This is a genomic window from Micromonospora sp. CNZ285 (assembly GCF_004637285.1).
On record NZ_SPQD01000001.1, the window covers coordinates 3,239,797 to 3,265,087 of the forward strand.

A 25,291-nucleotide genomic window follows, 5' to 3' on the forward strand; every position below is an offset into this window, starting at 1 on the left:
GTACGGTGGCGGGATGGAGACGCGGGAGCTTCGCTACTTCGTCGCGGTCGCCGAGGAACTGCACTTCGGCCGCGCCGCACGCCGCCTCGGCATCGCCCAGCCGCCGCTGTCGCGGGCGATCCGCCAGCTCGAACGGCGCCTCGGCGTGACGCTGCTGGAACGGGACAGCCGCCGCGTCGCGCTCACCTCGGCCGGGTCGGTGCTGCTCCGCGAGGGCCGGGCGGCCCTGGACGCGGTGGACGCCGCCGACCGCCGTACCCGCCGTGCCGGTGAGGTCGCGAACGGCGGCGCCGGGTTGGTGCTGGCGACGAAGGCGGGTGCGTCGAGCGAGCTGCTGCCGAAACTGCTCGACGCGTACGCCGCCGAGCCGGACGCGGTCCGGGTGGAGGTGCTGCTGTCCGGCATCGGCGAACAGGAACGGCTGCTGCGCGACGGGCGGGCCGACGTGGCGCTGCTGCACCTGCCGTTCGACTCGACCACCGGGCTGGACACCGAGGAGCTGGTGACGGAACAGCAGGTGGTGGTCCTGCCGGCGGGGCATCCGCTGGCCGGGCGGTCCCAGCTGCGGATGGCCGACGTCGAGACGCTGCCCGGCCTGCCGCTGCCGCGCTGGCCGCTGCGCGACGGCACCTACCCGGACGGGCCGGGCCCCGAGGTGCGGGACCACTCCCAACTGCTCCAGCTCGTCGCGCTCGGGCGTACCGCGGTGCTGCTGCCGGAGTCGTGCCGGTCGCTGCTGTGGCCGGACATGACCGCCGTGCCGGTGCCGGACGCGCCGGCGGTGACCACTGTGATCGCGTGGCCGCCGCACAGCCGGTCCCGGGCGCTGGCCGGGCTGGTCCGCACCGCCACCCGCCTGTAGCGGCCGAGCTAGGCCAGATCCTTGCGCATCTGCTGGGTGACCACCCGGTAGCCGGACGTCGCGTACAGCTTGCGTGCCGTCTCGTTGGCGCCGAAGACGTTCAGCTCCAGCGCCTGGGCGCCGTGCTCCCGGGCCGCCCGCTCCCCGGCCGCGAGCAGCGCCCGTCCGAGGCCCCGGCCCCGCTGCCCGGCGGCCACCTCGATGTCGTAGAGGAACGCGCAGTCGGCGAGACCGCGCGGGTGGGTCAGGCCGATCCACAGCCAGCCGACCGGTGAGCCGTCGGCCAGCTCGCCGACCAGGAACAGCATGCCGGGCGTGGCCATGCCCTGCGGCAGGAAGCCGGCGGTGGCCTCCCGGGCCCGGTCGAGCGCCTCCTCGGGCGTCCAGTTGCCGGCCGTGACGTGCTCCCGCGCGTACCCGGCGGCCAGCTCGTCCTGCCATCTGTCGAACTCGTCCGGGTTCATCGCCCGGACCGTCACCTCGGCCATCGCCACTCCCCCGTCGATGTTGTGACCGCTCAGTCCTCGGCGGCGCGGCGGCGCGCCTCCCGCAGCTTCATGGCGTGCTCCAGCAGCGTGATCAGCACCTCCTTGGCCGACTCCCGCTTGCGCGCGTCGCACAGCACCACCGGTACGCCCGGGTCCAGGTCGAGCGCGGCCTGCACCTCGTCGAGACGGAACGTCTTGGCGCCCTCGAAGCAGTTCACCGCCACCACGAAGGGCGTACCGCGTCCCTCGAAGTAGTCGATCGACGGGAAGCAGTCGGCCAGCCGGCGGGTGTCGGCGAGCACCACCGCGCCGAGCGCGCCGAGTGCCAGCTCGTCCCAGACGAACCAGAACCGGTCCTGCCCGGGCGTGCCGAACAGGTAGAGCACCAGGTCGTCGCTGATGGTGATGCGGCCGAAGTCCATCGCCACGGTGGTGGTCGACTTCTCCTCGATGCCGGACAGGTCGTCGATGCCGATGCCGGTCTCGGTCAGCACCTCCTCGGTCCGCAAGGGCCGGGTCTCGCTGACCGCGCCGACCATTGTGGTCTTGCCGACGCCGAACCCGCCCGCGATCAGGATCTTGATCGCGGTGGGCAGCGGCGCGGCGCCCGCCGGCCGCTCAGAGCGCCCGTAGTCCATTGATTACCGCCTCGAAAACGTGCTCGTCGGGAAGGCCGGCGGTGGTCGCGCGCGGCTCGCGTACCTGTACCAGGCTGCGGGCGGCCAGGTCTCCGAGGAGGACCCGGACCGTGCCCACCGGCAGGTCGAGATGGGCGGCGATCTCGGCCACGGAGAGGATCCGCTGGCAGAGGCCGACGATCGCCACGTGCTCCGGGCCCAGCCCGGACTCCGACCCGACATCGGTGCGGGTCGAGGTGACCAGCGAGATCAGGTCGAACGTGCCGGTGACCGGGCGGGCCCGGCCTCCGGTCACCGCGTACGGGCGCACCACCGGGCCGGCGTGGTCGTCCACCCACTCCTGCTCCGCGGAGTCCCCCCGGCCGGTCATCGTGCCGCGGTCTCGCCGAGGGGCTGTTCCCGGGTCGGTGACGCGACGAACCGGCCGACCCGGGTGACGAGCATGGCCATCTCGTACGCGATCAGGCCGACGTCCGCGTCCTCCGAGGCCAGCACCGCCAGGCAGGCGTTGCGCCCGGCCGCGGTGACGAACAGGAAGGAGGACTGCATCTCGATGATGGTCTGCTGTACCTGTCCGCCACCGAACCGCTTGCCCGCGCCGCGGGCCAGGCTCTGGATGCCCGCCGCCATCGCCGCCAGGTGCTCGCCGTCGTCCCGGCTCAATCCGCGGGACGAGGCCATCAACAGTCCGTCGGTGGAGAGCGCCACGGCGTGCTCCGCCTGCTTGACCCGGCCGACCAGGTCATCCAGCAGCCACGTCAGATCCGCGCTCGAAGCCGTCTTCTGCGCCACTCGTCGTCCTCATCTTCCCGGCTGGTGTGCCGTCAGCTTCCGGTTTCCGTCGCGTCGACGTCCCGGTCAGGTAACCTGCTCGTCCGCGTCGGCCGGCCCACCGCCGGCCCCCTGCGCTCCGCCGAGCAGGCGCGCGGCATCGGTACGGCCGCGTCGGGTGCCGCTCTGGTAGGAGCTCATCATCCGGCGCACCTGCTCCGGTGCACGCGCCGTGTCGTCGGCGGCGTCGTCGTCCGCCGCGGTCTGGTCGTGCCGCAGCTCCGGCGCGAGGCTGGCCTGGCGTACCCGGACCGGCAGTCCCGCGTCGGTGACCGGCGCCGTCTCCGCCTCGGTGTCCGGCTCCGTCGCCGGCGACGCCTCCGCCGCGTCCGTCGTGCCGGCCGGCCGCCGCTCCACCACTGCCAGCTCCGTGGTGGGCCCCGCCACCGCGGGCTGCCGCTTGCGGGTACGCGCCGGCAGCCCGGAGGGGGTCAGCCGGGGCGCCTGCGTCACCGGCTCCGGCACCTGCGGGGCGGGCTCGGCCGGCTGGTCCGGTTCGGCGGCGCCGTCCGGGCCGGACGGGGTCGCCGGACCGTCGCCGTGGCCGGCCGGCGTGCTCCGCGCCGGGTCCGGCGCGGGCGCCACGGGCAGGGCCGTCCCGGGTGCGGGCAGGGCGTCGGCCTCGTCGGCGCCGTCGGCGGTGATCAGTTCACGCGGGATCAGCACCACAGCCGTGGTCCCGCCGTACGCGGACTCCTTGAGCTGCACCTTGACGCCGTGCCGCTCGGTGAGCCGGCTGACCACGAACAGGCCGAGCCGGGCGGCGTCGGCGAGGTTCAGCTCGGACCGGTCCACGATGCGCGCGTTGGCGGCGGCCAGCTCGTCGGCGCTCATGCCGAGGCCGCGGTCCTCGATCTCGATGGCGAAGCCGTTCGCCACCAGCTGACCGCGTACCTCCACAGTGGTCTGCGGCGGGGAGAACGAGAGCCCGTTCTCGATCAGCTCGGCCAGCAGGTGGATCACGTCACCGACGGCACGGCCGGTGAGCGACACCTCGCCGAGCGGGCGCACGGTGACCCGGGTGTAGTCCTCGACCTCGGCGACCGCGCCGCGCACCACGTCGACCATGGGGACGTTGCGCCGCCAGGCCCGGCCCGGCGTCGAGCCGGACAGCACGATCAGGTTCTCCGCGTTGCGCCGCATCCGGGTGGCCAGGTGGTCGACCCGGAACAGGTCCTCCAGCTCCTCGGCGTCGTGCTCGCGCCGTTCCATCGCGTCCAGCAGCGTCAGCTGCCGGTGCACGAGCGCCTGGGTGCGCCGGGCCAGGCTCAGGAACACGTCGCGGACGCTGCGGCGCAGCTCGGCCTGCTCGACGGCGGTCCGGACGGCGGTCTCCTGCACGACGTTGAACGCCTTGCCCACCTGACCGATCTCGTCGTCGCCGAACTGCAGGGGTGGCGCCTCGCGGGCGACGTCCACCTCCTCGCCGCGGCCCAGCCGGTCCACCACGCTCGGCAGGCGTTCGTGGGCCAGCTTGAAGGCGGCCTCGCGGAGCCGTTCGAGCTGGCGGACGAGCGCCCGGGCCGTGGTGATCGAGACGACCACGGAGGCGATGACGGCGATCAGGCCGAGACCGGCGGCGAGCACCAGCCGTACGATGACGCCCACCGCGACCGGCGTGGCCCGGGACACGATGTCCTCACCGCCGGCGAGGATGACCTCGCGCAGGTCGGCCATCGCCTTCTCGGCGGCGGCCTGCCACGCCGCGGCGGTCACCGGCGGGCGCACCTCGGCGCCCTTGGCCGCGAGCACCTGGTCCTGGAGCGTGCGGAGCTGCTGGAACGCCTCGCCCTCGACCATCCGCTCGAAGCGGGCACGGTCGCCGGGGGCGAGTTCGCGGGCGGTGCGGTCGGCGAGGAACCACTGCGCGCCGACCAGGCGGGCGAACGCGGTCTGCTCGCCGACGGTGATCCGGTTGGCCGCTATCGCACCGGTGAGCAGCGCGTCCTGTTGGGACAGCAGCTCCCGGGACCGGTTGAGGTCGATCAGCGCGGCGGTGTCCTTGGCGATCTCGTCGTCGTCGAGGCCGCCGAGGGCGTCGAACACCGCGAAGATCCCGTCGACCGCCTCGTCGTACGCGATGAGCGTGGTGGTCCGGTCGATGGTCTTGCGGCTGACGTCGGCGCGGATCTGGCCGAGCTGGTCCAGTTCGGTCTTCAGCTCGTCGAGCCGCTGCATCAGCTCCTCGCTGGCCGGGATCTCGGTGCGCCAGTCCCGCACCGAGCGCCACAGCGTGGTGGCGGTCTCGTCGGTACGCGCGCGCTGGGCCTCCAGCTCCTGCAGCCGGCCGGGGTCGGACTCACCGAGGTAGCGCAGCGACAGCCGGCGTTCGGCCTGCAACTGCTGCAGCAGCGGGTCGCTCGGCTCGAAGACACGCGCGTTCAGCGTCTGCACGCCGAGCAGGTTGAATCCGTCCCGTACGGTCACCCACGCGGCGAACGCCCAGAGCGCGGTCAGCGACGCCAGCAGCGCGATGATCTTCGTACGGAGATTCGTACTGCGGGAACCCATCACACCGTCCTGGCCCGGTCTTCGGTCGGTCCGAAATCCGATCGACTCCGGCGCACGCTAGCAGCCGTCGTGAACCTCATTCAAGCGATCCTGATCATGGTAGGTGCGGCCCCGGACCGGGCCGCCCCGGCACGGCCGGAGGCCGCCAGCACCGCGGCGCGCACGATCCGCGTCGGGCGGTAGAGGTCCTTGTCGTGCCATAGTGCCGGTTCACCGTCGCATCCGTCCAGCTCGGACAGTCGACGACGCCCCCGCGCCAGCGCCGACGTGATCCGGGGGTCACCGGGCCGGCCCGCGTCGGCCAGGGCGAGCACCCCGTACGCGGTCTCCTCGGCGGTGCCGTCCCACCGTCCCCAGGAGCCGTCCGGGCGCTGCGTGTCCAGCAGCCAGGCCACCCCGCGTTCGACGGCGGTACGCGCCGCGCCGTCCGGCGCGTGGTCGGCCAGCGCCAGCAGCACCGCGTACGTGGCGTAGTACGGCGAGGCGTGCCAGCGGTCCTCCCACCGCCCGTCCGGCGCCTGCCGTTCCAGCAGCCACTCGGTGACCCGGCGCCGGGCGCCGGTGACGCCTGGTGCGCTCGGCTGCTCGCCGAGGGCGTCGAGCACGTGCGCGTTGGTGGTCAGCGACGCGCCGTCCTCCCCCGGCCAGGTGCAGAAGTGCCGTCCGGTGTCGAACCCGTCCAGCGCCGCGACGCCGGGTGCGCGGCCGAGCCGGGCCAGCGCGTAGAGCGTGACCGCCGTGGTGTCGGCGTCGGCGGGCAGGCCGGGCGCGGTGGCCGCGCCGGACGGTCCGACCGCGGCGCGCAGCTCGGTCAGCACCGGCTCGGGCGCGCCGACCGGCACGCCGGCCCGGACCAGGATGCCGAGCACCCAGGCCCGCTCGAACACGGTGATCGGGCTCGCGCAGGGCACCGGGCCGGGCCGGGCCACAGCGTTCAGGTAGTCCAGTGCGGGGCCGGGTTCCGGGCCGCCCAGCCAGGCGGCGGTGGCGGCGGGTGAGGCGCCGATCGCGCCGCTGGCCGAGGGGCGCACGCCGGGAGCGCGGTACGCCAGTTCGCCCGCCACCTCCAGCGCGTGCGCCAGCTTCTCCGGCACCGGCCGTCCGGTGGCGAGCAGTCCGCGTACCCGGGTCAGGCGGGCCGGGTCGAGACCGGCCGGCAGCGGCAGGCGGGGCCGGCCGGCCCACTCGGCCAGCCCGGGTGGCGGCCCGGCCGGGCCGTCGAGGTGCCGATCCACGGCGGTCAGCAGCGCCGGCACGATCAGGTCGGTGGCCGGCAGGTCCGGCGGGGTGCCGTCGCGCAGCGCGCCGGTCAGGTACGTCAGTCCCCGGCGCGCGGCGTCGGCGGGCGCGGCGGACGGCCCGTCGCGGTGCAGCACGGCGAGCAGCGCCTCGACCGCGCTGAGCGTCGGGACCAGCGCGTACCCGCCGGGGCCGCCCCACCCGCCGTCCGGACGCTGCCGGTCCAGCAGCCAGGCCACGCGCCGGTCGTGGCCGTCGAGCCAGGGCGCGAGCGCGACCAGCCGTCCGGTCTCGTAGACCGACGGTGACGTCTGCCCCTCCGGTTCGCCGCCGAGCGCGGTGATCAGGTCGTGCGTGGTCCCGGACCGGGTGGCGGGCACCGATCCGGCGGTGAGCGTCACCGCACGCCCCAGAAGTCGGTGTTCCGGTAGAAGCCGGTGGTGAAGCCGAGCTGCCGGGACAGGAAGTCGGCCTCCCGCGGCACCTCGCCGGCCAGCTTCGCCAGCAGGACGCGGCAGTGGTCGACCTGCTCGGCGAAACGCCGCTCGACCTCGGCCGGGTCGTCCACCAGCAGCAACGCGTTGAGGTCGCCGGACTCGGCGTCGCGGCGGTGGGTGCCGAGGTCGTTCACCAGGCGCAGGGCCCGCTGGACCTCGTCGCCGACCTCGATCAGCCGCGCCAGCGTGGCGGCGTCGGACACCGATCCGGTGTGGATCCAGTGCGCCACGTTCACCACCGTGGCGGCGAGGTTGTCGGCGTTTGCCAGGTAGTCGGCGAGCGTGGGGCGGCCGGTGTGCCGCCAGTCCCACTCGCGGGCCATCGCGTCGAGCGTGCGGGCCATCGTGTCCCGCCAGAGACCGCGCAGCGCCGGATAGGCGGGCGCGGCGGCGACGTCGTCGCGCAGCTCGGCGAGGAACCGGCCCAGCGGGTCGGCGGACTCGCCGCCGTCGAGCACGTCCAGGCAGACGGCGGTGATCCGGTCGACCTCGGCCCGGCTGGTGGCCTGGTGGTCGACCAGCCAGTCGACGGCGAAGCCCCAGAGCACCGCACGGTTTGTCACCGCGAGTTCGGCGGCGGTGTGCCAGGGGGCGCTGAACGCCATCGCCTGCGCGATGCTGCTGAACAGCGTCGCGTCGAACGGGTCGCCGGGGAACAGCTCGGGGTGCGCTGCGGCGGCCCTGCGCAGGCCGCGCTGGCCCTGCGCGGCGAGCGCGCAGACCCGGCCCTGCTCCGCGGCGACCGTAAGCGGATCGGGTGTCGGCCCGTCGGTCATGCCGGCTCCGTCCGCCCGGCGGCGACGAGCGTCAGCTCGACCCGTTCGCGCGGCCGCAGGGCCGCGGCCAGCCGCAGTCCGGGTACGCCGGGGCGGTGCAGCCGGAACCGGTAGCGGCTGAGCATGGTGGCGAGGATGAGCTGGGCCTCCAGATAGAACAGGTACATGCCGAGGCACTGGTGCGGCCCGCCGCCGAACGGGAAGTGGGCGTAGCGGTGGCGGGTGCGGACCCGCTCGGGGCGGAACCGTTCCGGGTCGAACTCGTCCGGGCGGTCCCAGAACTGCCGCATCCGCTGGGTGATCAGCGGGCTGACCGCCATCGTGGCGCCGGGCTCGATCGGCACGCCGTCGATGACGTCCCCGGCGACCGCGCGGCGCGGGATGATCCACCCGATCGGGTAGAGCCGCAGCAGCTCGTCCAGCACCATCCGGGTGTACGTGAGCCGGCTCAGGTGCTCACGGCGTACCGGCTCGCCGCCGACCACCTCGTCGATCTCGGCGTAGAGCCGCTCGGCCACCTCGGGGTGCTGGTCCAGGTGCGGCCAGGCCCAGGTCAGCACGTTGATGGTGGTCTCGGTGGTGGCGGCGAACATCGCCACTGTGTCGTTGCGGACCTGCCGCTCGTCGAGCTGCCGCCCGTCGTCGGTGCGGGCCTGCCAGAGCGTCGAGATGACGTCGTCGCCCTGGTCGGCGGACTCCCGCGTCTCGCGGACGATCGGCACCAGCACGTCGTCGACGATGCGGACGGCGCGGGCGAACGTGCGGTCGCCGGGCATCGGCAGGGACAGCGGCGCGAACGGCACGATGATCCGGGGGATGACGGCGGTGGCGATCCGGTCCTGCGCCTCGATCACGCGCATCGCGTCCGGCACCGAGATCCGGTCGGCGAAGAGCACCTTCATGATCGCCCGGCTGACGATGCGCGCCTGCTCCACGCCGATGTCGACCGGCTGGCCGGCGCGGGCCGGCTCGTCCAGTTCCGCCACCGCGTCGCGGATCGCGTCGGCCATCCCGTCGACAAGCGCCTCGACCCGCTTGGCGGTGAACATCGGCTGGAGCATCCGGCGGCTGGCCGACCAGATCTGCCCCTCGCCGAGGATCCCCTCGCCGAACAGCCGCTTGACCGGGCGCCAGAACAGCCCGTCACCGGCCCGTTCGTAGTTGTCCGCCCGGTCACGCAGGACGTGCTGCACGTGCTTGGGGTGGGTGACCAGGTAGGGGCGGAACGAGCCGAGGTTGAGCCGGACCAGTTCGCCTTCGGTACGGTTACCGATGTCGATGAGTGCCCGGGCGGGGTCGCGGAGCACCGCCGGCAGGATCTGCCGCAGCGGCACGGTTCGGGGTCGGCCGGTGGGCCTCGGTGTGTCCGTCGGTTCGGGCACCTGAACGCTCCCTCGGTTGACTCAGGGTCGCGACTCCGTATCGACCCGTGACGTTGCTCGCGAGCATGCCATCCTGAGCCGCAGATCAAAAGGCAGGTCGGAGGATATTTCACGTAACAACAATCTCTTTGTCGAGAATGGAGCCCGTGGGATATGCGTCACTCGCGTACACAGTGGCCGTTGCGGAGAGCGAGCAACGCTCACCTCTGGCGGACGGCGGCAGAACGCGGGCGCGGGCCCGTCCGCTGTGCCAAGCTTCGGGCATGGACGACAAGACCATCCTGAGCCGGATCTCGGAACTCGTCGACGAGGAGCACCGGCTGCGTGCCGACGCGCAGCAGCACGAGGCCGGCACCGACGACGAGGCGCGGGAGCGGCTGCGCGCGCTGGAGGAGTCCCTGGACCAGTGCTGGGACCTGCTGCGCCGCCGCCGGGCCGCCCGCCAGGCACACGGCGACCCGGACGCCCAGGGCGAGCGCCCGGTGCCCGAGGTCGAGCGCTACCTCCAGTGACCCGGACCGGCGTCCCGGGCGGTCTCCCGCCCGGGACGCCGGCCGGTCAGCGGACGCCCGCCTCCCGCAGCAGCGCCTCGGTCAGCGCCACCGGGTCGGTCACCGTCTCGGGCATCCCGCGCGCGGTGAACCAGGCGGCCACCACCCGCACGTCGCGGGCCAGGAAGTCGGCCCCCTGCGGGTTCGCCACCACGTCGACCACCTGCGGCAGGTCGATCATCACCAGCCGGCCCGCGTGCACCAGCAGGTTGTACGGGGACAGGTCGCCGTGTGCGTACCCGGCCCGGGCGAGCACCGTCAGCGCCTCCACGAGCTGGTCCCACAGGTCGCGCAGCTCGTCGTCGCCGGGCCGGACCTGGGCCAGCCGCGGCGCGGCCTCCCCCGCCTCGGCGTCGCCGACGAACTCCAGCATCAACTCGGTGCCGAGCAGCTGCACCGGGTAGGGCACGGCGATCCGCCCGGAGGCGGCCCCGATCTCCCAGAGCTGGGACAACGCGGCGAACTCGGCCGCCGCCCACTGCCCGGCGATCATCTGCCGGCCGAACGCGGTGCGGCCGGTCATCGCCCGCATCTCACGGGACCGGCGTACCCGGCGGCCCTCCAGGTAACCGGCGTCGCGGTGGAACAGCCGGTGCTGGGCGTCGCGGTAGCGCTTGACCGCCAGCAGGCAGCCGCGGTCGGTACCCGGCACGGCGCGGCGGACCAGGTGGACGTCCGCCTCCTTGCCGGTCTTGAGCACCCCGAGCTCGGTGTCCCGGGCGGCCAGTTCGGTGACCAGCCACTCCGGGTGCGGCTCGGGGCCGTGGACGGCCTGGTCCCAGGAGGACCAGGCGTCCTCCGCCTCGGGCTCGGCGTCCGGGTCGGTGAGGGTCGGCGGGGTACGCCGCCCCCGCTTCAGGAAGTCGGGTTCGTCGTCGTCGAAGCGGCTCTTGCCGCGGCCACGGCGCTGCGGCGCCGGGATGTCGTGATCGCGCACGGGTGGATCTGTCCTTCGATCGAGGCTGGTGGAGGCAGGTGGCACGACCCTGCGAAAACGGCCATGACCGACCCCCTCTCCTCGACCGGGCACACCCGGCTGCGCACTCGCGCGGCACCATGCTCGTGCCCCGCCCGGGGCGGGTCAACGGATTTTCCGCACGGTGCGCCACCGTGCCGCCGCGCTGTCCGCCGGCCCGCGCCGCCGAGCGCCGTCAGCCGGCCAGGACGGCCGCGACGGCGGCGATCAGCCCGTCCTCGATCCGGGTGGGCGCGAACCTCGGATCGGACCAGCGGCGTCCCCGGTGCAGCCAGACGCTGGGCAGGCCCACCGCCGTCGCGCCGCCGATGTCCGCCTCCGGGCTGTCGCCCACCACCCACGCGCCGCGCAGCGGCATCCGGGCCCGCTGGGCGGCGAGCGCGAAGATCCTCGGGTTCGGTTTGCTGACGCCCGCCTCCTCGGAGATCACCCAGTCGGCGACGTACCGGTCCAGGCCGGTCTTGCGGATCTTGGCGTCCTGTTGACGGGACGCGCCGTTGGTGACCACCACCGGCACCCAGCCCGCGTCGGCCGCGATCCGCAGCGCGCAGGCCACCAACGGGTCCAGCCGCATGTGGGCCACGACCCCGTCGTGCAGCTCGTCGACCAGGTCGATCGAGGGGATGCGCAGCGCGTACCGGTCGCGGATCGCATCCGCCACGTCCCACCTGTTGGTCAGCCCGTCCGCGTCCACGGACACCAACCAGTCGAGGTCGGCCGGCGGCGCGCCGATGCCGTCCAGGAAGCGTTCTCCCCAGGCGCGGAACGGCCCGTCGCGGTCCAGCAGGGTGTTGTCCAGATCGAGCAGGAGCAACGGCACCTGGGCACCCTACGGGAACGGCCGGAGCACCGACAGGGCCGAGGGCCCCGCCACGGCGATCAGGCCACGAGGACGGCGCGAGCCGCCCCGGCGTCGAGCGGACGGTCCAGCAGCATCGTGTGCGCCGCGCGGGTGGCGGCCAGCGCGTCCGGGTCCAGCGCGGCCACCAGCACGTCCTCGCCGGTGTCGGCGCCCCGGGCCAGCGGCCGGCCCTCCGGGTCGTACACCGCCGCGCCGCCGTTGAAGCGCCACGGGTCGGCACCGCCGACCGCGTTGGCGAACACCACGTACATGGTGTTGTCCAGCGCCCGGGCCGCGTAGTAGAGGTCGCGGCGGTGCGCCGAGCCGGCCAGGTAGCCGCTCGGGCAGAGGTAGCCGTGCGCGCCGTCGCCGGCGGCGGCCCGCGCGTGCTCCGGGAAGCAGCCGTCGTAGCAGACCCCCAGTCCCAGCCGCCACGTGTCGACCTCGAGCGTCGCGCCCCGGCGGCCGGCGTCGAACAGCTCTCGCTCGCCGCTCCAGAGCTGCTGCTTGTCGTACGCGGCGGTGACCGTGCCGGCCGGGTCCACGACGAGCGAGGAGATGGTGCGCCGCCGGTCGGGGTGGCGGACGGCGGCGCCGATCACCACCGCGGCCCTCGCGTCGGCGGCGGCGGAGCGCAGGGGGTCCAGCCGGGCGTCGCTCACCCGGCCGTCGGCGTCGGCTGCCACGTCCGTGCCCTCCGGATCGGCGCCGAGCGTCGGCGGGTGGTACGCCGGCAGGAACAGCTCGGGCAGCACCACGACGCGGGCTCCCTCGACCCGGCCGACGAGGCGGGCGGCGGCGCGGGCGTTGCCGGCGACGTCGCCGGGGACGGGCTGGGCCTGGACGGCGGCGACGGTGAGCGGGCGCGCGGGAAGGGCGGTCACCCGCCGATCGTAACCACCAGGCGGCGCCAGATGATCAAGCGTCGGAGCATCTCAAGCCGTACGTACGGTTTGCATCAGCCGGTTCCACCTGCGACGATCCGTTCGTGCCCAGAGTAAGTCAGGACCAGCTCGACGCGCGCCGACAGGAGATCCTCGCGGCGGCGCGGGCGTGTTTCGCCCGGCACGGCTACGAGGGCGCCACCGTACGGCGGCTGGAGGAGGCCACCGGCCTGTCCCGGGGCGCGATCTTCCACCACTTCCGGGACAAGGACTCCCTCTTCCTCGCCGTTGCCGAGGACGACGCCGCCGCGATGGTGGAGACGGTGGCCCGCAACGGCCTCGTGCAGGTCATGCGCGACCTGCTGGCCCGGGCCGTCTCGCCGGACACCACCGGCTGGCTCGGCAGCCAGCTGGAGGTCTCCCGCCGGCTGCGCACCGACCCCGCCTTCGCCAAGCGCTGGGCGGAGCGTTCCGAGGCCATCGCCGGTGCCACCCGGGAGCGCCTGCTGCGCCAGCGCGAAGCCGGCGTCCTCCGCGACGACGTGCCGATCGACGTACTCGCCCAGTTCCTGGAGCTGGCCTACGACGGGCTGGTGCTGCACCTGGCGATGGGCCGTCCGGCCGGCGACCTGGCCCGGGTGCTCGACCTGGTCGAGGAGGCCGTCCGCCGGCACTGAACCGGCGCCGGTCTCGGTCCGGTAACTACCCCGCTCCAGGAGATCGACTCTGGCGCGCCTGCTCCACAATGAGCCGCGACCCCTCCTCGCGACAGGAGCAGACGATGACCCCCTCCGACACCTGGGGCATCCCCGGCCCCGTCTTCCTGCGCTGGTACCTCCTGCTCGCCGTCGTCCTGGTCATCGGTGCGATCGTGTACCGGCGGCGCATGCTGGCGGGCACGCCGGTGACCGCGTACGGCGACCTGGGTCCGCAGCAGGTCGCCTACCTCAACGGCGGTGACCAGCTCGCCGTCTGGGCCGCGCTCGGCGGTCTGCGCCACGCGGGCGCGGTCGGCGTACGGCCCGACCGGCGGCTCACCACCGGTGGCCCGCTGCCGACCTGGGCAACCCCGCTGGACCGCGCGGTCCACCACGCGGCGAGCCGCGGTCTGCGGACCCGGGAGCTGGGCGCCGACGAATGGGTGCGGCGCGCGCTCGACGAGCTGCGCGACGGCCTGGTCCACCGGGGCCTCGCCCTGGACCAGGAGCGGCGCCGGACGCTGCGGCGCGGCGCGCTGCTGATCGGGGCCCTGCTGGCGATCGGCATCGTGCGCGCGGTCTCCGGGCTGCTCAACGACCGGCCCACCGGCTGGCTGCTGCTCAGCCTGTTCCCGCTCGGCCTCGCGTTCGTGCTGCTCAACCGCGTGCCGTGGCGTACCCGGGCGGCCACCGCCGCGCTCGACGACATGCGCCGCCGGCATGGTCGCCTGCGGCCGGCCGCCGGGCCCGCGTACTCCATGTACGGCCCGACGGACGTGGCGCTGGGCGTGGCGCTGTTCGGCACCGCCACGCTCTGGACCATGGATCCGGGCTTCGCGGAGCAGGCCGAGATCCAGCGTCAGGCGATGGGCAACGCAGGCGGCGCGAGCTCCGGCACCTCCTGCGGCGGCGGGGCGACCGCCGGCGGCGGCAGTTCGTGCGGCGGCGGCAGCTCGTGCGGCGGAGGCGGTGGCTGCGGCGGAGGCGGGTGCGGCGGATGAGCGGCCCGTCCGGCGTCGGCATCGGCTGGCGCCCCGAGATCGCCGGGTTCGTGGCCGAGCTGCCGGGGCTGCGGTTCGTCGAGGTGGTCGCGGAGGCGATCGCCCCGGCCGGGCCGCTCCCGGACGGGCTCGCCGAGCTGCGCGGACGCGGCGTCGACGTCGTACCCCACGGGGTGCGGCTGTCCCTCGGCGGCGCGGAGCCTGTCGACCCGGCCCGGGTGGCGCACCTGGCCGGGGTGGCCGCGGCCCTGGACGCGCCGCTGGTGAGCGAGCACATCGCGTTCGTGCGGGCCGGCGGCCTGGAGGCCGGTCACCTGCTGCCGCTGCCGCGCAGCCGGGAGGCGGTCGCGGCGGTGGTGGCGAACGTGCGGCGGACGCAGGCGGAGCTGCCGGTGCCGCTGGCCCTGGAGCCGATCGCGACACTGTTCGACTGGCCGGACGACGAGCTGGACGAGGCCAACTTCCTCACCGAGATCCTCGACGCCACCGACGCGCTGCTACTGCTCGACGTGGCTAACGTGCACGCCAACGCCCGCAACCGGGGCGGCGACCCGGCCGCGCTGCTGGACCGGCTGCCGCTGGAACGCATCGCCTACGTGCACGTCGCGGGCGGTGCCGAACACGGCGGCTTCTACCACGACACGCACACGGACCCGGTGCCCGAGGCCGTGCTCGACCTGGTCCGCGAGCTGTGCGCCCGGCGCCGGCCGCCCGCGCTGCTGCTGGAACGCGACGGGCACTACCCGCCCGCCGCCGAGCTGCGCGGCGAGCTGGACGCGCTGGCCGCCGCGTCCGGCCACCCGGTGGTCACATGAACGGCGACCTGGCGGCCCGGCAGGCCGAGCTGGTCGCGGCGCTCGTCGCCGGTGGACCGCTGCCGCCCGGCTTCGCCCCGGCCCCGGTCGAGGCGGCCCGCCGGGCGCTGCTGCGCAAACGGGCCGGGGACGTGGCCCGGCACTGGCCGCTGCTCGCCGCCGGCCTCGGACCGGACTGGCCGGAAGCGTTCACCACCTGGGCCGACGGCCGTCCCACGAACGGGTCGATGCGCGACGGCTGGGATCTCGCCCGCGACCTCCGCGACCGGGACGCGCTGCCGCCGCTGGGCGCGGAGGAGCTGGCCGCGCGGGAGTCCGCGAGCCGCTACGACGGTCACCGCCCGCCCCGGCCACGCCGGCTGCCGGCCCTCGCCCGCGTCGGCGGTGCCGTCGCGGTTCAGGTCGCCGGCCGGGTACGCCTGGTGCGGCCCGCCCCGCGCTGACAGGCACCCGCCGGTACGGCAGGATCGGTGCATGGATCTCGGACTCGCCGACCGGGTGTACGTGCTCACCGGCGCCTCCGGCGGCCTCGGCTTCGCCACCGCCGAACACCTCGTCGCCGACGGCGCCCGGGTGGTCATCTCCGCGCGTACCCCGGAACGGGTGGCCGCCGCGATCGAGGCGCTCGGTGACCCGCCGCGGGCGATCGGGCTGACCGCCGACCTCGCCGACCCCGCCACCCCGGAGCGGCTCGTCGCCGCCGCCCGCGAACACTTCGGCCGCCTCGACGGCGCGCTGATCTCGGTCGGCGGCCCACCGCCCGGCACCGCCGCCACCGTCAGCGACGAGCAGTGGCGGGAGTCGTTCGAGACGGTCTTCCTGGGCAGCGTCCGGCTCGCCCGCACGGTGGCCGGGGCACTCACCGACGGCGGCGCGATCGGGCTGGTGCTGTCCACCTCGGTACGCGGACCGCTACCAGGGCTCGGCATCTCCAACGGCCTGCGGCCGGGCCTGGCAGGCGTGGCCAAGGACATGGCCGACGAGTTCGGCCCGCGCGGCGTCCGCGTGGTCAGCCTGCTGCCGGGACGGATCATGACCGACCGCAACCGGGAGCTGCTTGCCGGTTCCGGCGATCCGGAGCGGGCCCGTGCGCAGGCCGAGGCGGCGATCCCGCTCGGGCGCATCGGCGACCCGGCGGAGTTCGGCAGGGTGGCCGCGTTCCTGCTCTCCCCCGCCGCCGGGTACGTCACCGGGATCACCGTCCCGGTCGACGGCGGCGCGCTGCGCGGGCTGTGACGGTGGCTGCGGTGGTCGGGCTTCCCGCGGCGGGCCGGTCACCGGGGACGGTGGGCCGGTGAGCGATCGACGGCGGCCGGGCGGTGGGCGGCCCGAGGCCGCGCCCGGACCGGGCACGCCCGCCCGCCGCCACCCCCGGCCCAGCCGCGAGCAGCTCGCCGCAGCGGCCGACCGGCTGCTGCCCGACGTGATCGCGCCCGGCCTGGACGTGCTGTTCGTCGGCATCAACCCGGGCCTGTGGTCGGCGGCCACCGGCTGGCACTTCGCCCGCCCGGGCAACCGGTTCTGGCCCGCCCTGCACCGGGGCGGCTTCACGCCGCGCCTGCTGCACCCCAGCGAACAGGACACGCTTCCGGCACTGGGCCTCGGCATCACCAACATGGTGGCCCGGGCCAGCGCCCGCGCCGACGAGCTGACCGCCAATGAACTGGTCGACGGCGCCGCCACGCTCACCGCGAAGGTCGAGCACTACCGGCCGCGCTGGGTGGCGGTGGTCGGGGTGACCGCGTACCGGATCGGGTTCGCCCGGCCGAAGGCCGGTTTCGGACCGCAGCCGGAGACGCTCGCGGCGGCCCGGCTCTGGGTGCTGCCCAACCCGAGCGGCCTGAACGCCCACTTCACGCCGGAGACGCTCGGCGCCGCGTTCGCCGAGCTGCGCGCCGCGGTCGCCGCGGGCTAGTTGGCGGCGGCCGGGGGCATGGCCTCGTGGGCGACGTAGGTGCCCATCGGCACCGTGGTCACGACCGGCTCGGGCTGCTCGGCCTCGGTGTGGGGCGCGGGTGAGTCGGTGACCGCGAACTGGGTGCGGTACAGCTCGGCGTACAGGCCGCCGACCGCCACCAGCTCGTCGTGCCGGCCGCGCTCCACGATCCGGCCCTCGTCGAGCACGAGGATCTGGTCGGCGTCGCGCACTGTGGAGAGCCGGTGCGCGATCACCAGCGCGGTACGGCCGGTCAGCGCCACCGACAACGCCCGCTGCACCGCCGCCTCGCTCTCCGAGTCGAGGTGGGCGGTGGCCTCGTCGAGGATCACGATCGACGGGGCCTTGAGCAGCAGCCGCGCGATGGCGATGCGCTGCTTCTCGCCGCCGGAGAAGCGGTAGCCCCGCTCGCCGACCGTCGTGTCGAGCCCGTCCGGCAGTGCCCGGACCAGGTCGGCGACCTGCGCGCCGGCCAGCGCCGCCCAGATCTCGTCGTCCGTGGCGTCGGGCTTGGCGTAGCGCAGGTTCTCCCGGATCGTCTCGTGGAACAGGTGCGAGTCCTGGGTGACCACGCCTATCTCGTCGCGCAGGGAGGCGAGCGTCGCGTCCCGTACGTCGACGCCGCCGACCAGCACCTGGCCGTCGCTGACGTCGTAGATCCGGGAGATCAGCATGGACAGCGTCGACTTGCCGGCGCCGGAGGGGCCGACCAGGGCCACCATCTGACCCGGATCGACGGCGAACGAGACGCCCCGGAGCACCGGCTCGTTCACCGTCCGGTCGAGGGTCGAGACCTCCTCCAGGGACGCCAGCGACACCTCGGCGGCGCTCGGGTAGCGGAAGCGCACGTCACGGAACTCGACCCGGCCGTTGCCGCGCGGCACCGGCACCGCGTCGGGCTTCTCGGCGATGGACGGACGCAGGTCGAGCACCTCGAAGACCCGGTCGAAGGAGACGAGCGCGCTCATCACGTCGACCCGGACGTTGGACAGCGCGGTCAGCGGGCCGTAGAGGCGGGTCAGCAGCAGCGCCAGCTTGACCACGGTGCCGGCGCTGACCGCACCGGTGACCGCCAGCCAGCCGCCGACGCCGTACGTCAGCGCCTGGGCCAGCGACGCGACGAGCAGCATCGCCACGAAGAACGTCCGCGAGTACATCGCGGACTGGATGCCGATGTCGCGTACCCGCTCGGCCCGGCGGGCGAACCGGTCGGCCTCCACCTCCGGCGCGCCGAACAGCTTGACCAGGAGCGCGCCCGCGACGCCGAAGCGCTCGGTCATCGTGGCGTTCATCTTGGCGTCGAGGTTGTACGACTCGCGGGTGATCTCGGCCAGGCGCCGGCCGACCCGGCGGGCCGGGATGATGAAGATCGGCAGCAGCACCAGCGCCAGCACGGTGATCTGCCAGGACAGCACGAGCATCGCCCCGGCGGTGAGCACGAGCTGGATGACGTTGCTGACCACGCCGGACAGCGTCGAGGTGAACGCCCGCTGGGCGCCGAGCACGTCGTTGTTGAGCCGGCTGACCAGGGCGCCGGTCTGGGTGCGGGTGAAGAACTGCAGCGGCATCCGCTGGACGTGGTCGTACACCCGGGTGCGCAGGTCGAGGATTATGCCCTCGCCGATGCGGGCCGAATACCACCGCTGGACCAGGGAGAACAGCGCGTCGGCCACGGCGAGCGCGGCGATGATCAGGGCGAGCCGGACGACCGTCGAGCGGGCGTCCGCGCCGCCGCCGGCGATCGCGTCGATGACGTCGCCGGCGAGTAGCGGCGTGGCCACGCCGATCACCGCGGCGATGATCACGGTGATCAGGAAGACGACGATGTCGCGCCGGTAGGGCTGGGCGAACGCGACGATCCGCCGGGCGGTGCCGCGCTTGAGCTCGTGGGCGGAGACCTCGTCGCGGTTGCGCAGCGACCGGAGCATGCTCCAGCCGCCCATGCCGCCGCCGGCCATCGGGTGGGACACTCGTCACCTCCGGGTCGTCGGGGCAGCATGAACCGTCGGAGTCCATTCTCCCGACGCCTGTGACAACCTCGCGAGTAACCCACATCTTCCCGAACGGTCCTTACGAAATCGCCGTACCGGCTATTCGCCCCGCCCGGCCAGGTCCCGGATCCGCCGGGTCTGCGCCTCCCGCTCGGCGCGCTGCTGCTCGGCGTGCGAACGGTCGGCCGCGCCCGCGAGCAGCGCCTTGATCTCGATGATCGCGTCCCGGTTGTTGGCGAGCAGCCCGGCGGAGAGATCACGCACGGCGCCGTCCAGCTCGTCGTTCGGCACCACGAGCGTGGCCAGGCCGATCCGGTCCGCCTCGGCGGCGTCCATCCGCCGGCCGGTGGCGCAGATCTCCAGCGCCCGGGAGTAGCCGACCAGCTCGACCAGGCGGCGCGTGCCGGCCAGGTCGGGAACCAGGCCGAGGGTCACCTCGGCCATCGAGAGCTTCGCGTCGGTGGCGAGCACCCGCATGTCACAGGCCAGCGCGAGCTGGAAGCCGGCGCCGATGGCGTGGCCCTGCACCGCGGCGACGGACACCACGTCCGGCCGGTGCAGCCAGGTGAAACCGCCCTGGTACTCGGCGATCCGGTCGGCGCACTCCGCCTCCGGCAACGCGGCCAGCTCGGCGAAGGAGCCCGGCCCGGTCGCACCGGCGACCGCCAGGTCCAGGCCCGCGGAGAACGCGCGCCCCTCTCCGCGTACGACGACGACGCGCACGTCGCCGGGCAGGTCCCGGGAGAAGTCGCTCATGGCGCGCCACATCGCCGGGGTCTGAGCGTTGAGCACGTCGGGCCGGCACAACGTCACCGTCGCGACCGGCCCGTCGCAGTCGAAGCGCACTCCGGTCGTCTCGGCGGTCACCGGACGCCCCGGAACGCGCTGATGGACGACGCTGGGGGGCGGATCACGCCTTCTTCCGGCGCCGGGCACCGCCGCGCTGCCGCAGCTGCACCCCGGACTCGGTGAGCACCCGGTGGATGAACCCGTAGGAGCGGCCGGTCGAGGCCGCCAGAGCACGGATGCTCTCTCCGCCGGTGTACCGCTTTACCAGGTCTTTGGCGAGCGTCTGACGCTCGGCCCCGACGATCCGGCGACCCTTCTCAGTGCTGGTGGCTGTGCCGGTGGCTGCCATGCTGATTCCTCACGTCCCAGACTGTGCGGTTCGGATACGGTCCCACCTATTAGACCGCCTCGGACGATCATGCGCCAGATATCAACTATTCGCCAACCGACACGCTACGCAATGTCAGCTTCCCGATAGAGTGATCCTTCCGGCCGGCTGATCCGTACCGGCCCGCCGGACGAACCCGTCGACACCACTTCGGCGAAGTGGCTGCATCGCCGCGCTTCGGACACCTCCACGTCGGCGAGCTGGTGTGGATCATGCGGATGACGGGTGCGCGGGCGGCGGTATCGTGCCCGGGGTGCTTGACGTGATCACGGCCGCTGCGGGTGCGGCAGGTGTCTTCGCCGCCACCAACCTCGACGACATCGTCGTGCTCACGGTTCTCTTTGTGGCCGCCCGGCACACCGGGCGTCCCCGGCCCTGGCAGATCGTCGCCGGGCAGTACGCGGGCATCGGCGCGCTCGTCGCGGTCGCGGTGGTGGCCGCCGCCGGGCTGCTCGTGGTGCCGGATCCGTGGCCCGGCCTGCTCGGACTGCTGCCGGTCGCGCTCGGCGTCCGGGCGCTGCTGACCCGGCGCGACGACGACGAACCGCCGGCGGTGGTCGGCAGCCTGCTCGGCGTCGCCGGGGTGACGATCGCGAACGGCGCCGACAACATCGCCGTCTACGTGCCGGTGTTCCGCGCCCTCGACCCGGTCACCGGGCTGATCTGGTTGCTGGTGTTCGCCGTGCTGGTGGCCGTGTGGTGCGCGGTCGCCGCCGCGCTCGGCGGGCACCCCCGGGTGGTGGCGCTGGTCGGCCGCGCCGGCCACTGGCTGGTCCCGGCGATCTTCATCGCCATCGGCGCGACCATCCTGCTCACCTCCGGCGTCCTCCCCCACCTGGCCGCCCTCCTGACCTGACCGCCCGCCGTCCCGCCGACCCCACCCCGCCGGGACCCACCCCGTCGATCATGAAGTTGACGGCGATCTGGATCTCCAGAAGTGCCGTCAACCTCATGATCGACCGGCAAGGAAAAGGGGCGGTCGGCGTCAGGCCAGCTCTACCAGCTCCAGCAGGTCGTCGGACCAGGCGTCCTCGTCGCCGTCGGGCAGCAGGATGGCGCGGTCCGGCTTGAGCGCGGTGACCGCGCCCGGGTCGTGCGTGACCAGCACGATCGCGCCGGGGTAGCGGGCGATCGCGTCGAGCACCTGCTCGCGGCTGACCGGGTCGAGGTTGTTCGTCGGCTCGTCCAGCAGCAGCACGTTGGCGCCGGAGCAGACCAGCGTGGCCAGCGCCAGCCGGGTCTTCTCGCCGCCGGAGAGCACACCGGCCGGCTTGTCCACGTCCTCGCCGGAGAACAGGAACGCGCCGAGGATCTTGCGCAGATCGGTGTCGGTCTGGTCGGACGCGGCGCTGCGCATGTGCTCCAGGATCGTCCGGTCCACGTCGAGCGTCTCGTGCTCCTGGGCGTAGTAGCCCAGCCGCAGCCCGTGCCCGGGGCGTACCTCGCCGGTGTCCGGCTCCAGCAGCCCGCCGAGCATCCGCAGCAGTGTGGTCTTGCCGGCGCCGTTGAGGCCGAGGATGGCCACCCGGGAACCCCGGTCCACCGCCACGTTCACGTCGGTGAAGATCTCCAGCGACCCGTACGACTTCGACAGGCCGGTCGCGGTCAGCGGCGTCTTGCCGCACGGCGCAGGGCTCGGGAACCGCACCTTCGCGACCTTGTCCGCGACGCGGACCTCGTCCAGGCCGGAGAGCAGGCGCTCGGCGCGCCGGGCCATGTTCTGCGCGGCGACGGTCTTGGTGGCCTTGGCCCGCATCTTGTCCGCCTGCGCCATCAGCGCGCCGGCCTTCTTCTCGGCGTTTGCGCGCTCCCGGCGGCGGCGCCGCTCGTCGGTCTCGCGGGCCTCCAGGTACGCCTTCCAGCCCAGGTTGTACGTGTCGACGACGGACCGGGTGGCGTCCAGGAACCAGACCTTGTTGACCACCGCCTCCAGCAGCGAGGCGTCGTGGGAGATCACGATCAGGCCGCCCTTGTGGTTGGCGAGGAAGCCGCGCAGCCAGGTGATCGAGTCGGCGTCGAGGTGGTTCGTGGGCTCGTCGAGCAGCAGGATGCCGCCGCCGTTCTCGCCGGCGTCGCGGAACAGGATCCGGGCCAGCTCGATGCGGCGGCGCTGACCGCCGGAGAGGGTGCCGATGGTCTGCGCCAGGGCCCGGTCGGGCAGGCCGAGGTTGGCGCAGATCCGGGCCGCCTCGGCCTCGGCCGCGTAGCCGCCGAGCGAGGCGAACTGGTCCTCCAGCGCGCCGTAGCGGCGGACCAGCCGCTCGTCGTCGGCGCCCTCGGCGAGCTTGTTTTCGAGCTCCTTCATCTGCGCCATGAGCACGTCCAGGCCGCGGGCGGAGAGCACCCGGTCCCGGCCGGTGACGTCCAGGTCACCGGTACGCGGGTCCTGCGGCAGGTAGCCGATGGCGCTGCGCCGGTCGATCTGGCCGCCGTACGGCTGCCCCTCTCCGGCGAGCACCTTGAGCGTGGTGGTCTTGCCGGCGCCGTTGCGGCCGACCAGGCCGATCCGGTCGCCCGGCTGCACCCGCAGGGTGGTGTCGGACAGCAGGATCCGGGAACCGGCACGCAGTTCCAGGCCGGTGGCAGTGATCATCTCGGAGTACTCGCTCTCGGGTCCGGAAGGGCTGACTCAGGGCACGCGAAAGCGCCGGCGGGTGGTGATTTCCCGTCGGCGCGGGGCCGTTCAGCCTTCGCAGCGCAGCACGGGGGCAAGTGTACCGGGCCCCGAGGGCCCTCTCCGCCGGATTACCGTGCAAGATCATCGGGTACGGAGACCGCCGTCCGGACCCGGTCCGGTACCGCAACCATCACATACGGACACATCGGTGATCGGGGTCAACATGGAGCTGAACGAGAACGCGCGGGTCGACACCAGCCAGGTGGACGACCGGCGAGGGTCCGGCGGAGGCGGCGGGATGGGCATTCCGATCCCGATCGGCGGCGGCCGGGGCGGGATCGTGGGCATCATCATCGCCGTCCTGGTCGCCCTGGTGGGCGGCGGGTTCGGCCTCAACGCCGCCACCAACGGCGGCGGTTCCGAGCAGGGCGACAACACCTCGCTGGAGCAGAAGTGCTCGGCGCAGGACGCGCTGAAGCAGCTCGACTGCCGCAACGCGCTCTACGTCAACTCGATCCAGGCGTACTGGCGTACCGCCATGCCGGAGGCGTTCGGCGAGCAGTACCGGCCGTCGAAGACGGTGTTCTTCAGCCAGAACGTGAGCACCGCCTGCGGCGCCGCCGACTCGGGCGTGGGCCCGTTCTACTGCCCGGCCGACGACCTGGTCTACATCGACCTCACCTTCTACAAGCTGCTCGCCGACCAGCTCGGCGCCGAGGGCGAGTTCGCCCAGCCGTACGTGCTGGCCCACGAGTACGGCCACCACGTGCAGGACCTGCTCGGCACCGAGGCGCAGATGCGCCGCCAGCAGCAGCGCGACCCGCAGAGCGCGAACGCGCTCTCGGTGAAGCTGGAGCTGCAGGCCGACTGCTACGCCGGGGCGTGGGCGAAGAACGCCACCGGCACGGCCGACGACAAGGGCCAGAAGATCTTCACGAGCATCACCGAGCAGGACATCTCGCAGGCCATCGACACCGCCGAGAAGATCGGCGACGACGCGATCCAGCAGCGGTCCGGCCGGCCGGTGAACCCGGACGAGTTCACCCACGGCAGCTCGGAGCAGCGCAAGCAGTGGTTCACCAAGGGCTTCACCACCGGTGACCCGAAGTCCTGCGACACCTTCGGTTCGGGCCAGTAGCAGCCCGGCGCAGCGGCCCCGCACCGCCGCAGACCGGCGGTGCGGGGCCGCTGTCGTGTCCGGGGCCGGTCAGGCCGGCAGGGTCACCTGACCCGGCGTGGACCGGTTGACGGTGGTGCCGTCGCCGAGCTGACCACCGCTGTTGTCACCCCAGCACCACAGGCCGCCGTCGGTACGGATGCCGCAGCCGTGGTCGGTGACCGCGAGGCCGCCGGTCCAGGTGGTGGCCGTACCGGCCTGGGCGGGCGCGGACCGGTGGGTGGTGCTGCCGTCGCCCACCTGGCCGGCCGAGTTCTTGCCCCAGCACCACAGGCTGCCGTCGGTACGCGACGCGCAGGACGTGTCGCTGCTGGCGGCGATCCGGCTCCACGTGGTGACGGTGCCGATCTGCACCGGCGCGGTCCGGTAGGTGCCGCTCACGCCGAGCTGCCCGTATCCGTTCTCCCCCCAGCACCACAGCGCGCCGGAGCGGACCCCGCAGGTGTGCGCGTACCCGGCCGCGACGCCGGTCCACCCGGTCGCGGTGCCGACCTGCGCGGGCGCGGTCTGGGGCGCCAGGTTGCCCAGTCCGAGCTGGCCGTCCGAGCTGGACCCCCAGCACCAGAGCGTGCCGCCGGTCCGGATACCGCAGGTGTGCCCGAAGCCGGTCGAGACGCTCACCCAGTCGGTAGCCGTGCCGACCTGCAACGGGCTGTTCGCGACGTACGGCGAGGCGCCGACGCCGAGCTGCGCGGTCCGGTTGAATCCCCAGCACCAGAGCGTGCCGTCGGTGCGGATCCCGCAGGTGTGCGAGGGCCCGGCGTCGACTCGGGCCCAGGTGGTGGCGGTGCCGACCTGCACCGGGGCGCTGCGGCTGGTGGTGCTCCCGTCGCCGAGCTGGCCCCGGAAGTTCGAGCCCCAGCACCACAGCGTCCCGTCGGTGCGGACCGCGCAGGTGTGCCCGGTGCCGGCGTCGACGTTCGTCCAGGTGGCGGTGCCGACCCGGGCCGGGGTGCCGCGGTTCGTGGTGGTCCCGTCGCCGAGCTGGCCGCCGTAGTTCGAGCCCCAGCACCACAGTCCCCCGTCGGTGCTGATCGCGCACGTGTGCGCGCCGCCCGCGGTGACGCTGGTGACCGTGGGCGCGGCGAGCGCGGCGCGCTGCACCGGGCTCGCGTTCGCCGTACCGGCCGTGAGCGCGGCGGTGAGCACGAGGCTTCCGGCGCTCATCGCCGCCGCCGCGACGAGGAGCCTCGTCGCACGGCGCCACCGGGCCCGCAGCCGGCCGTCCTGATATCCGCTCATGAAGTTGTTCTCTCCCAACGATGTCGGCGCGTGATGGCGGAGGCGAAGCGGGCCCTGCGGGTCGCCCGGAGACCCGCCGCTTCGTGACCCCGACCATATGCATCGAGCCGATTCGATGCATCATCGAGGAGCGGGATTGCGCCGTCTTGAGGTGATCTTTC

The 25,291-nt window shown here is 73.8% G+C and carries 26 protein-coding genes; 10 read left to right on the forward strand and 16 right to left on the reverse strand.

Annotation, left to right across the window (positions count from 1 at the left end; translation table 11 throughout):
• The first annotated feature begins 13 nt into the window (after nt 1-13).
• A complete protein-coding gene (locus tag CLT75_RS14510; RefSeq protein ID WP_135241144.1) occupies nt 14-862 on the forward strand; it encodes a LysR family transcriptional regulator in 849 nt (282 codons plus the stop codon).
• 8 nt (nt 863-870) lie between these two features.
• Here the strand turns inward: CLT75_RS14510 and CLT75_RS14515 are convergent, their stop codons facing one another.
• The 8 genes from CLT75_RS14515 to CLT75_RS14550 form a co-directional block, all read right to left on the reverse strand.
• Nucleotides 871-1,350: a GNAT family N-acetyltransferase gene (locus CLT75_RS14515; RefSeq protein ID WP_135241145.1), complete on the reverse strand. Its 480-nt coding sequence runs from the start codon at nt 1,348-1,350 to the stop codon at nt 871-873.
• Nucleotides 1,351-1,379: 29 nt separating this feature from the next.
• Nucleotides 1,380-1,988, reverse strand: a complete 609-nt coding sequence (locus CLT75_RS14520) for a GTP-binding protein (RefSeq protein WP_013287415.1) — start codon at nt 1,986-1,988, stop codon at nt 1,380-1,382.
• On the reverse strand, nt 1,969-2,358 hold the full coding sequence (locus tag CLT75_RS14525) for a DUF742 domain-containing protein (protein WP_013287416.1): 390 nt from the start codon (nt 2,356-2,358) through the stop codon (nt 1,969-1,971). Before CLT75_RS14525 ends, CLT75_RS14520 begins: the two co-directional genes overlap by 20 nt.
• Complete coding sequence (locus tag CLT75_RS14530; RefSeq protein WP_135241146.1) at nt 2,355-2,780, reverse strand: roadblock/LC7 domain-containing protein; 426 nt, start codon at nt 2,778-2,780, stop codon at nt 2,355-2,357. Before CLT75_RS14530 ends, CLT75_RS14525 begins: the two co-directional genes overlap by 4 nt.
• Nucleotides 2,781-2,846: 66 nt before the next feature.
• Nucleotides 2,847-5,330 carry a nitrate- and nitrite sensing domain-containing protein gene (locus CLT75_RS14535; RefSeq protein WP_135241147.1) on the reverse strand — a complete coding sequence of 828 codons (2,484 nt, stop codon included), beginning with the start codon at nt 5,328-5,330 and terminating at the stop codon, nt 2,847-2,849.
• Between the two features lie 80 nt (nt 5,331-5,410).
• Nucleotides 5,411-6,970: a prenyltransferase/squalene oxidase repeat-containing protein gene (locus tag CLT75_RS14540; protein ID WP_135241148.1), complete on the reverse strand. Its 1,560-nt coding sequence runs from the start codon at nt 6,968-6,970 to the stop codon at nt 5,411-5,413.
• On the reverse strand, nt 6,967-7,842 hold the full coding sequence (locus CLT75_RS14545) for a terpene synthase family protein (RefSeq protein ID WP_135241149.1): 876 nt from the start codon (nt 7,840-7,842) through the stop codon (nt 6,967-6,969). Before CLT75_RS14545 ends, CLT75_RS14540 begins: the two co-directional genes overlap by 4 nt.
• On the reverse strand, nt 7,839-9,176 hold the full coding sequence (locus CLT75_RS14550) for a cytochrome P450 (RefSeq protein ID WP_209310458.1): 1,338 nt from the start codon (nt 9,174-9,176) through the stop codon (nt 7,839-7,841). The genes CLT75_RS14545 and CLT75_RS14550 overlap by 4 nt, the downstream gene beginning before the upstream one ends.
• A gap of 311 nt (nt 9,177-9,487) precedes the next feature.
• On the opposite strand from CLT75_RS14550, the gene CLT75_RS14555 reads away from it, so the two are divergent.
• Complete coding sequence (locus tag CLT75_RS14555; protein WP_013287422.1) at nt 9,488-9,736, forward strand: DUF2630 family protein; 249 nt, start codon at nt 9,488-9,490, stop codon at nt 9,734-9,736.
• A 46-nt stretch (nt 9,737-9,782) separates the two neighbouring features.
• Here CLT75_RS14555 and CLT75_RS14560 read toward each other — a convergent pair whose 3' ends face one another.
• From CLT75_RS14560 to CLT75_RS14570, 3 genes are all read right to left on the reverse strand, one after another.
• Complete coding sequence (locus CLT75_RS14560; protein ID WP_135241151.1) at nt 9,783-10,712, reverse strand: RIO1 family regulatory kinase/ATPase domain-containing protein; 930 nt, start codon at nt 10,710-10,712, stop codon at nt 9,783-9,785.
• Nucleotides 10,713-10,926: 214 nt separating this feature from the next.
• The gene (locus tag CLT75_RS14565) at nt 10,927-11,571 is read right to left on the reverse strand and encodes an HAD family hydrolase (RefSeq protein ID WP_120568947.1); all 645 of its coding nucleotides are present in this window, start codon (nt 11,569-11,571) and stop codon (nt 10,927-10,929) included.
• A gap of 59 nt (nt 11,572-11,630) precedes the next feature.
• Nucleotides 11,631-12,476 carry a carbon-nitrogen hydrolase family protein gene (locus CLT75_RS14570; protein ID WP_135241152.1) on the reverse strand — a complete coding sequence of 282 codons (846 nt, stop codon included), beginning with the start codon at nt 12,474-12,476 and terminating at the stop codon, nt 11,631-11,633.
• 104 nt (nt 12,477-12,580) lie between these two features.
• Here CLT75_RS14570 and CLT75_RS14575 point away from each other — a divergent pair, with 104 nt between their 5' ends.
• The 6 genes from CLT75_RS14575 (at nt 12,581) to mug (ending at nt 16,905) form a co-directional block, all read left to right on the forward strand.
• Nucleotides 12,581-13,153 carry a TetR/AcrR family transcriptional regulator gene (locus CLT75_RS14575; protein WP_013287426.1) on the forward strand — a complete coding sequence of 191 codons (573 nt, stop codon included), beginning with the start codon at nt 12,581-12,583 and terminating at the stop codon, nt 13,151-13,153.
• 104 nt (nt 13,154-13,257) lie between these two features.
• Nucleotides 13,258-14,175 carry a TIGR04222 domain-containing membrane protein gene (locus CLT75_RS14580; protein ID WP_135241153.1) on the forward strand — a complete coding sequence of 306 codons (918 nt, stop codon included), beginning with the start codon at nt 13,258-13,260 and terminating at the stop codon, nt 14,173-14,175.
• The gene (locus CLT75_RS14585) at nt 14,172-14,990 is read left to right on the forward strand and encodes an MbnB/TglH/ChrH family RiPP precursor modification enzyme (protein ID WP_135241154.1); all 819 of its coding nucleotides are present in this window, start codon (nt 14,172-14,174) and stop codon (nt 14,988-14,990) included. The genes CLT75_RS14580 and CLT75_RS14585 overlap by 4 nt, the downstream gene beginning before the upstream one ends.
• Complete coding sequence (locus CLT75_RS14590) at nt 14,987-15,433, forward strand: SCO6045 C-terminal-like domain-containing protein (RefSeq protein WP_135241155.1); 447 nt, start codon at nt 14,987-14,989, stop codon at nt 15,431-15,433. The genes CLT75_RS14585 and CLT75_RS14590 overlap by 4 nt, the downstream gene beginning before the upstream one ends.
• A 31-nt stretch (nt 15,434-15,464) precedes the next feature.
• A complete protein-coding gene (locus tag CLT75_RS14595) occupies nt 15,465-16,226 on the forward strand; it encodes an SDR family oxidoreductase (protein ID WP_135241156.1) in 762 nt (253 codons plus the stop codon).
• Nucleotides 16,227-16,284: 58 nt separating this feature from the next.
• The gene (mug, locus tag CLT75_RS14600; RefSeq protein ID WP_135241157.1) at nt 16,285-16,905 is read left to right on the forward strand and encodes a G/U mismatch-specific DNA glycosylase; all 621 of its coding nucleotides are present in this window, start codon (nt 16,285-16,287) and stop codon (nt 16,903-16,905) included.
• On the opposite strand, the gene CLT75_RS14605 is transcribed toward mug, so the two are convergent.
• The 3 genes from CLT75_RS14605 to CLT75_RS14615 form a co-directional block, all read right to left on the reverse strand.
• A complete protein-coding gene (locus CLT75_RS14605) occupies nt 16,902-18,884 on the reverse strand; it encodes an ABC transporter ATP-binding protein (protein ID WP_135244014.1) in 1,983 nt (660 codons plus the stop codon). The two genes, mug and CLT75_RS14605, sit on opposite strands and share 4 nt — an antisense overlap.
• Nucleotides 18,885-19,016: 132 nt before the next feature.
• A complete protein-coding gene (locus CLT75_RS14610) occupies nt 19,017-19,784 on the reverse strand; it encodes an enoyl-CoA hydratase/isomerase family protein (RefSeq protein ID WP_135241158.1) in 768 nt (255 codons plus the stop codon).
• 43 nt (nt 19,785-19,827) lie between these two features.
• Nucleotides 19,828-20,055, reverse strand: coding sequence for a helix-turn-helix domain-containing protein (locus CLT75_RS14615; RefSeq protein ID WP_007072022.1), 228 nt, complete (start codon nt 20,053-20,055; stop codon nt 19,828-19,830).
• Between the two features lie 292 nt (nt 20,056-20,347).
• On the opposite strand from CLT75_RS14615, the gene CLT75_RS14620 reads away from it, so the two are divergent.
• A complete protein-coding gene (locus CLT75_RS14620) occupies nt 20,348-20,950 on the forward strand; it encodes a cadmium resistance transporter (protein ID WP_486485181.1) in 603 nt (200 codons plus the stop codon).
• A 129-nt stretch (nt 20,951-21,079) separates the two neighbouring features.
• Here CLT75_RS14620 and CLT75_RS14625 read toward each other — a convergent pair whose 3' ends face one another.
• Nucleotides 21,080-22,687 carry an ABC-F family ATP-binding cassette domain-containing protein gene (locus CLT75_RS14625; protein WP_043329650.1) on the reverse strand — a complete coding sequence of 536 codons (1,608 nt, stop codon included), beginning with the start codon at nt 22,685-22,687 and terminating at the stop codon, nt 21,080-21,082.
• A gap of 247 nt (nt 22,688-22,934) precedes the next feature.
• Between CLT75_RS14625 and ypfJ the strand changes: the two genes are divergently transcribed.
• On the forward strand, nt 22,935-23,849 hold the full coding sequence (ypfJ, locus tag CLT75_RS14630; RefSeq protein ID WP_135244015.1) for a KPN_02809 family neutral zinc metallopeptidase: 915 nt from the start codon (nt 22,935-22,937) through the stop codon (nt 23,847-23,849).
• A 69-nt stretch (nt 23,850-23,918) separates the two neighbouring features.
• Here the strand turns inward: ypfJ and CLT75_RS14635 are convergent, their stop codons facing one another.
• Nucleotides 23,919-25,130, reverse strand: a complete 1,212-nt coding sequence (locus CLT75_RS14635) for an RCC1 domain-containing protein (RefSeq protein ID WP_135241160.1) — start codon at nt 25,128-25,130, stop codon at nt 23,919-23,921.
• Between the last annotated feature and the right edge of the window lie 161 nt (nt 25,131-25,291).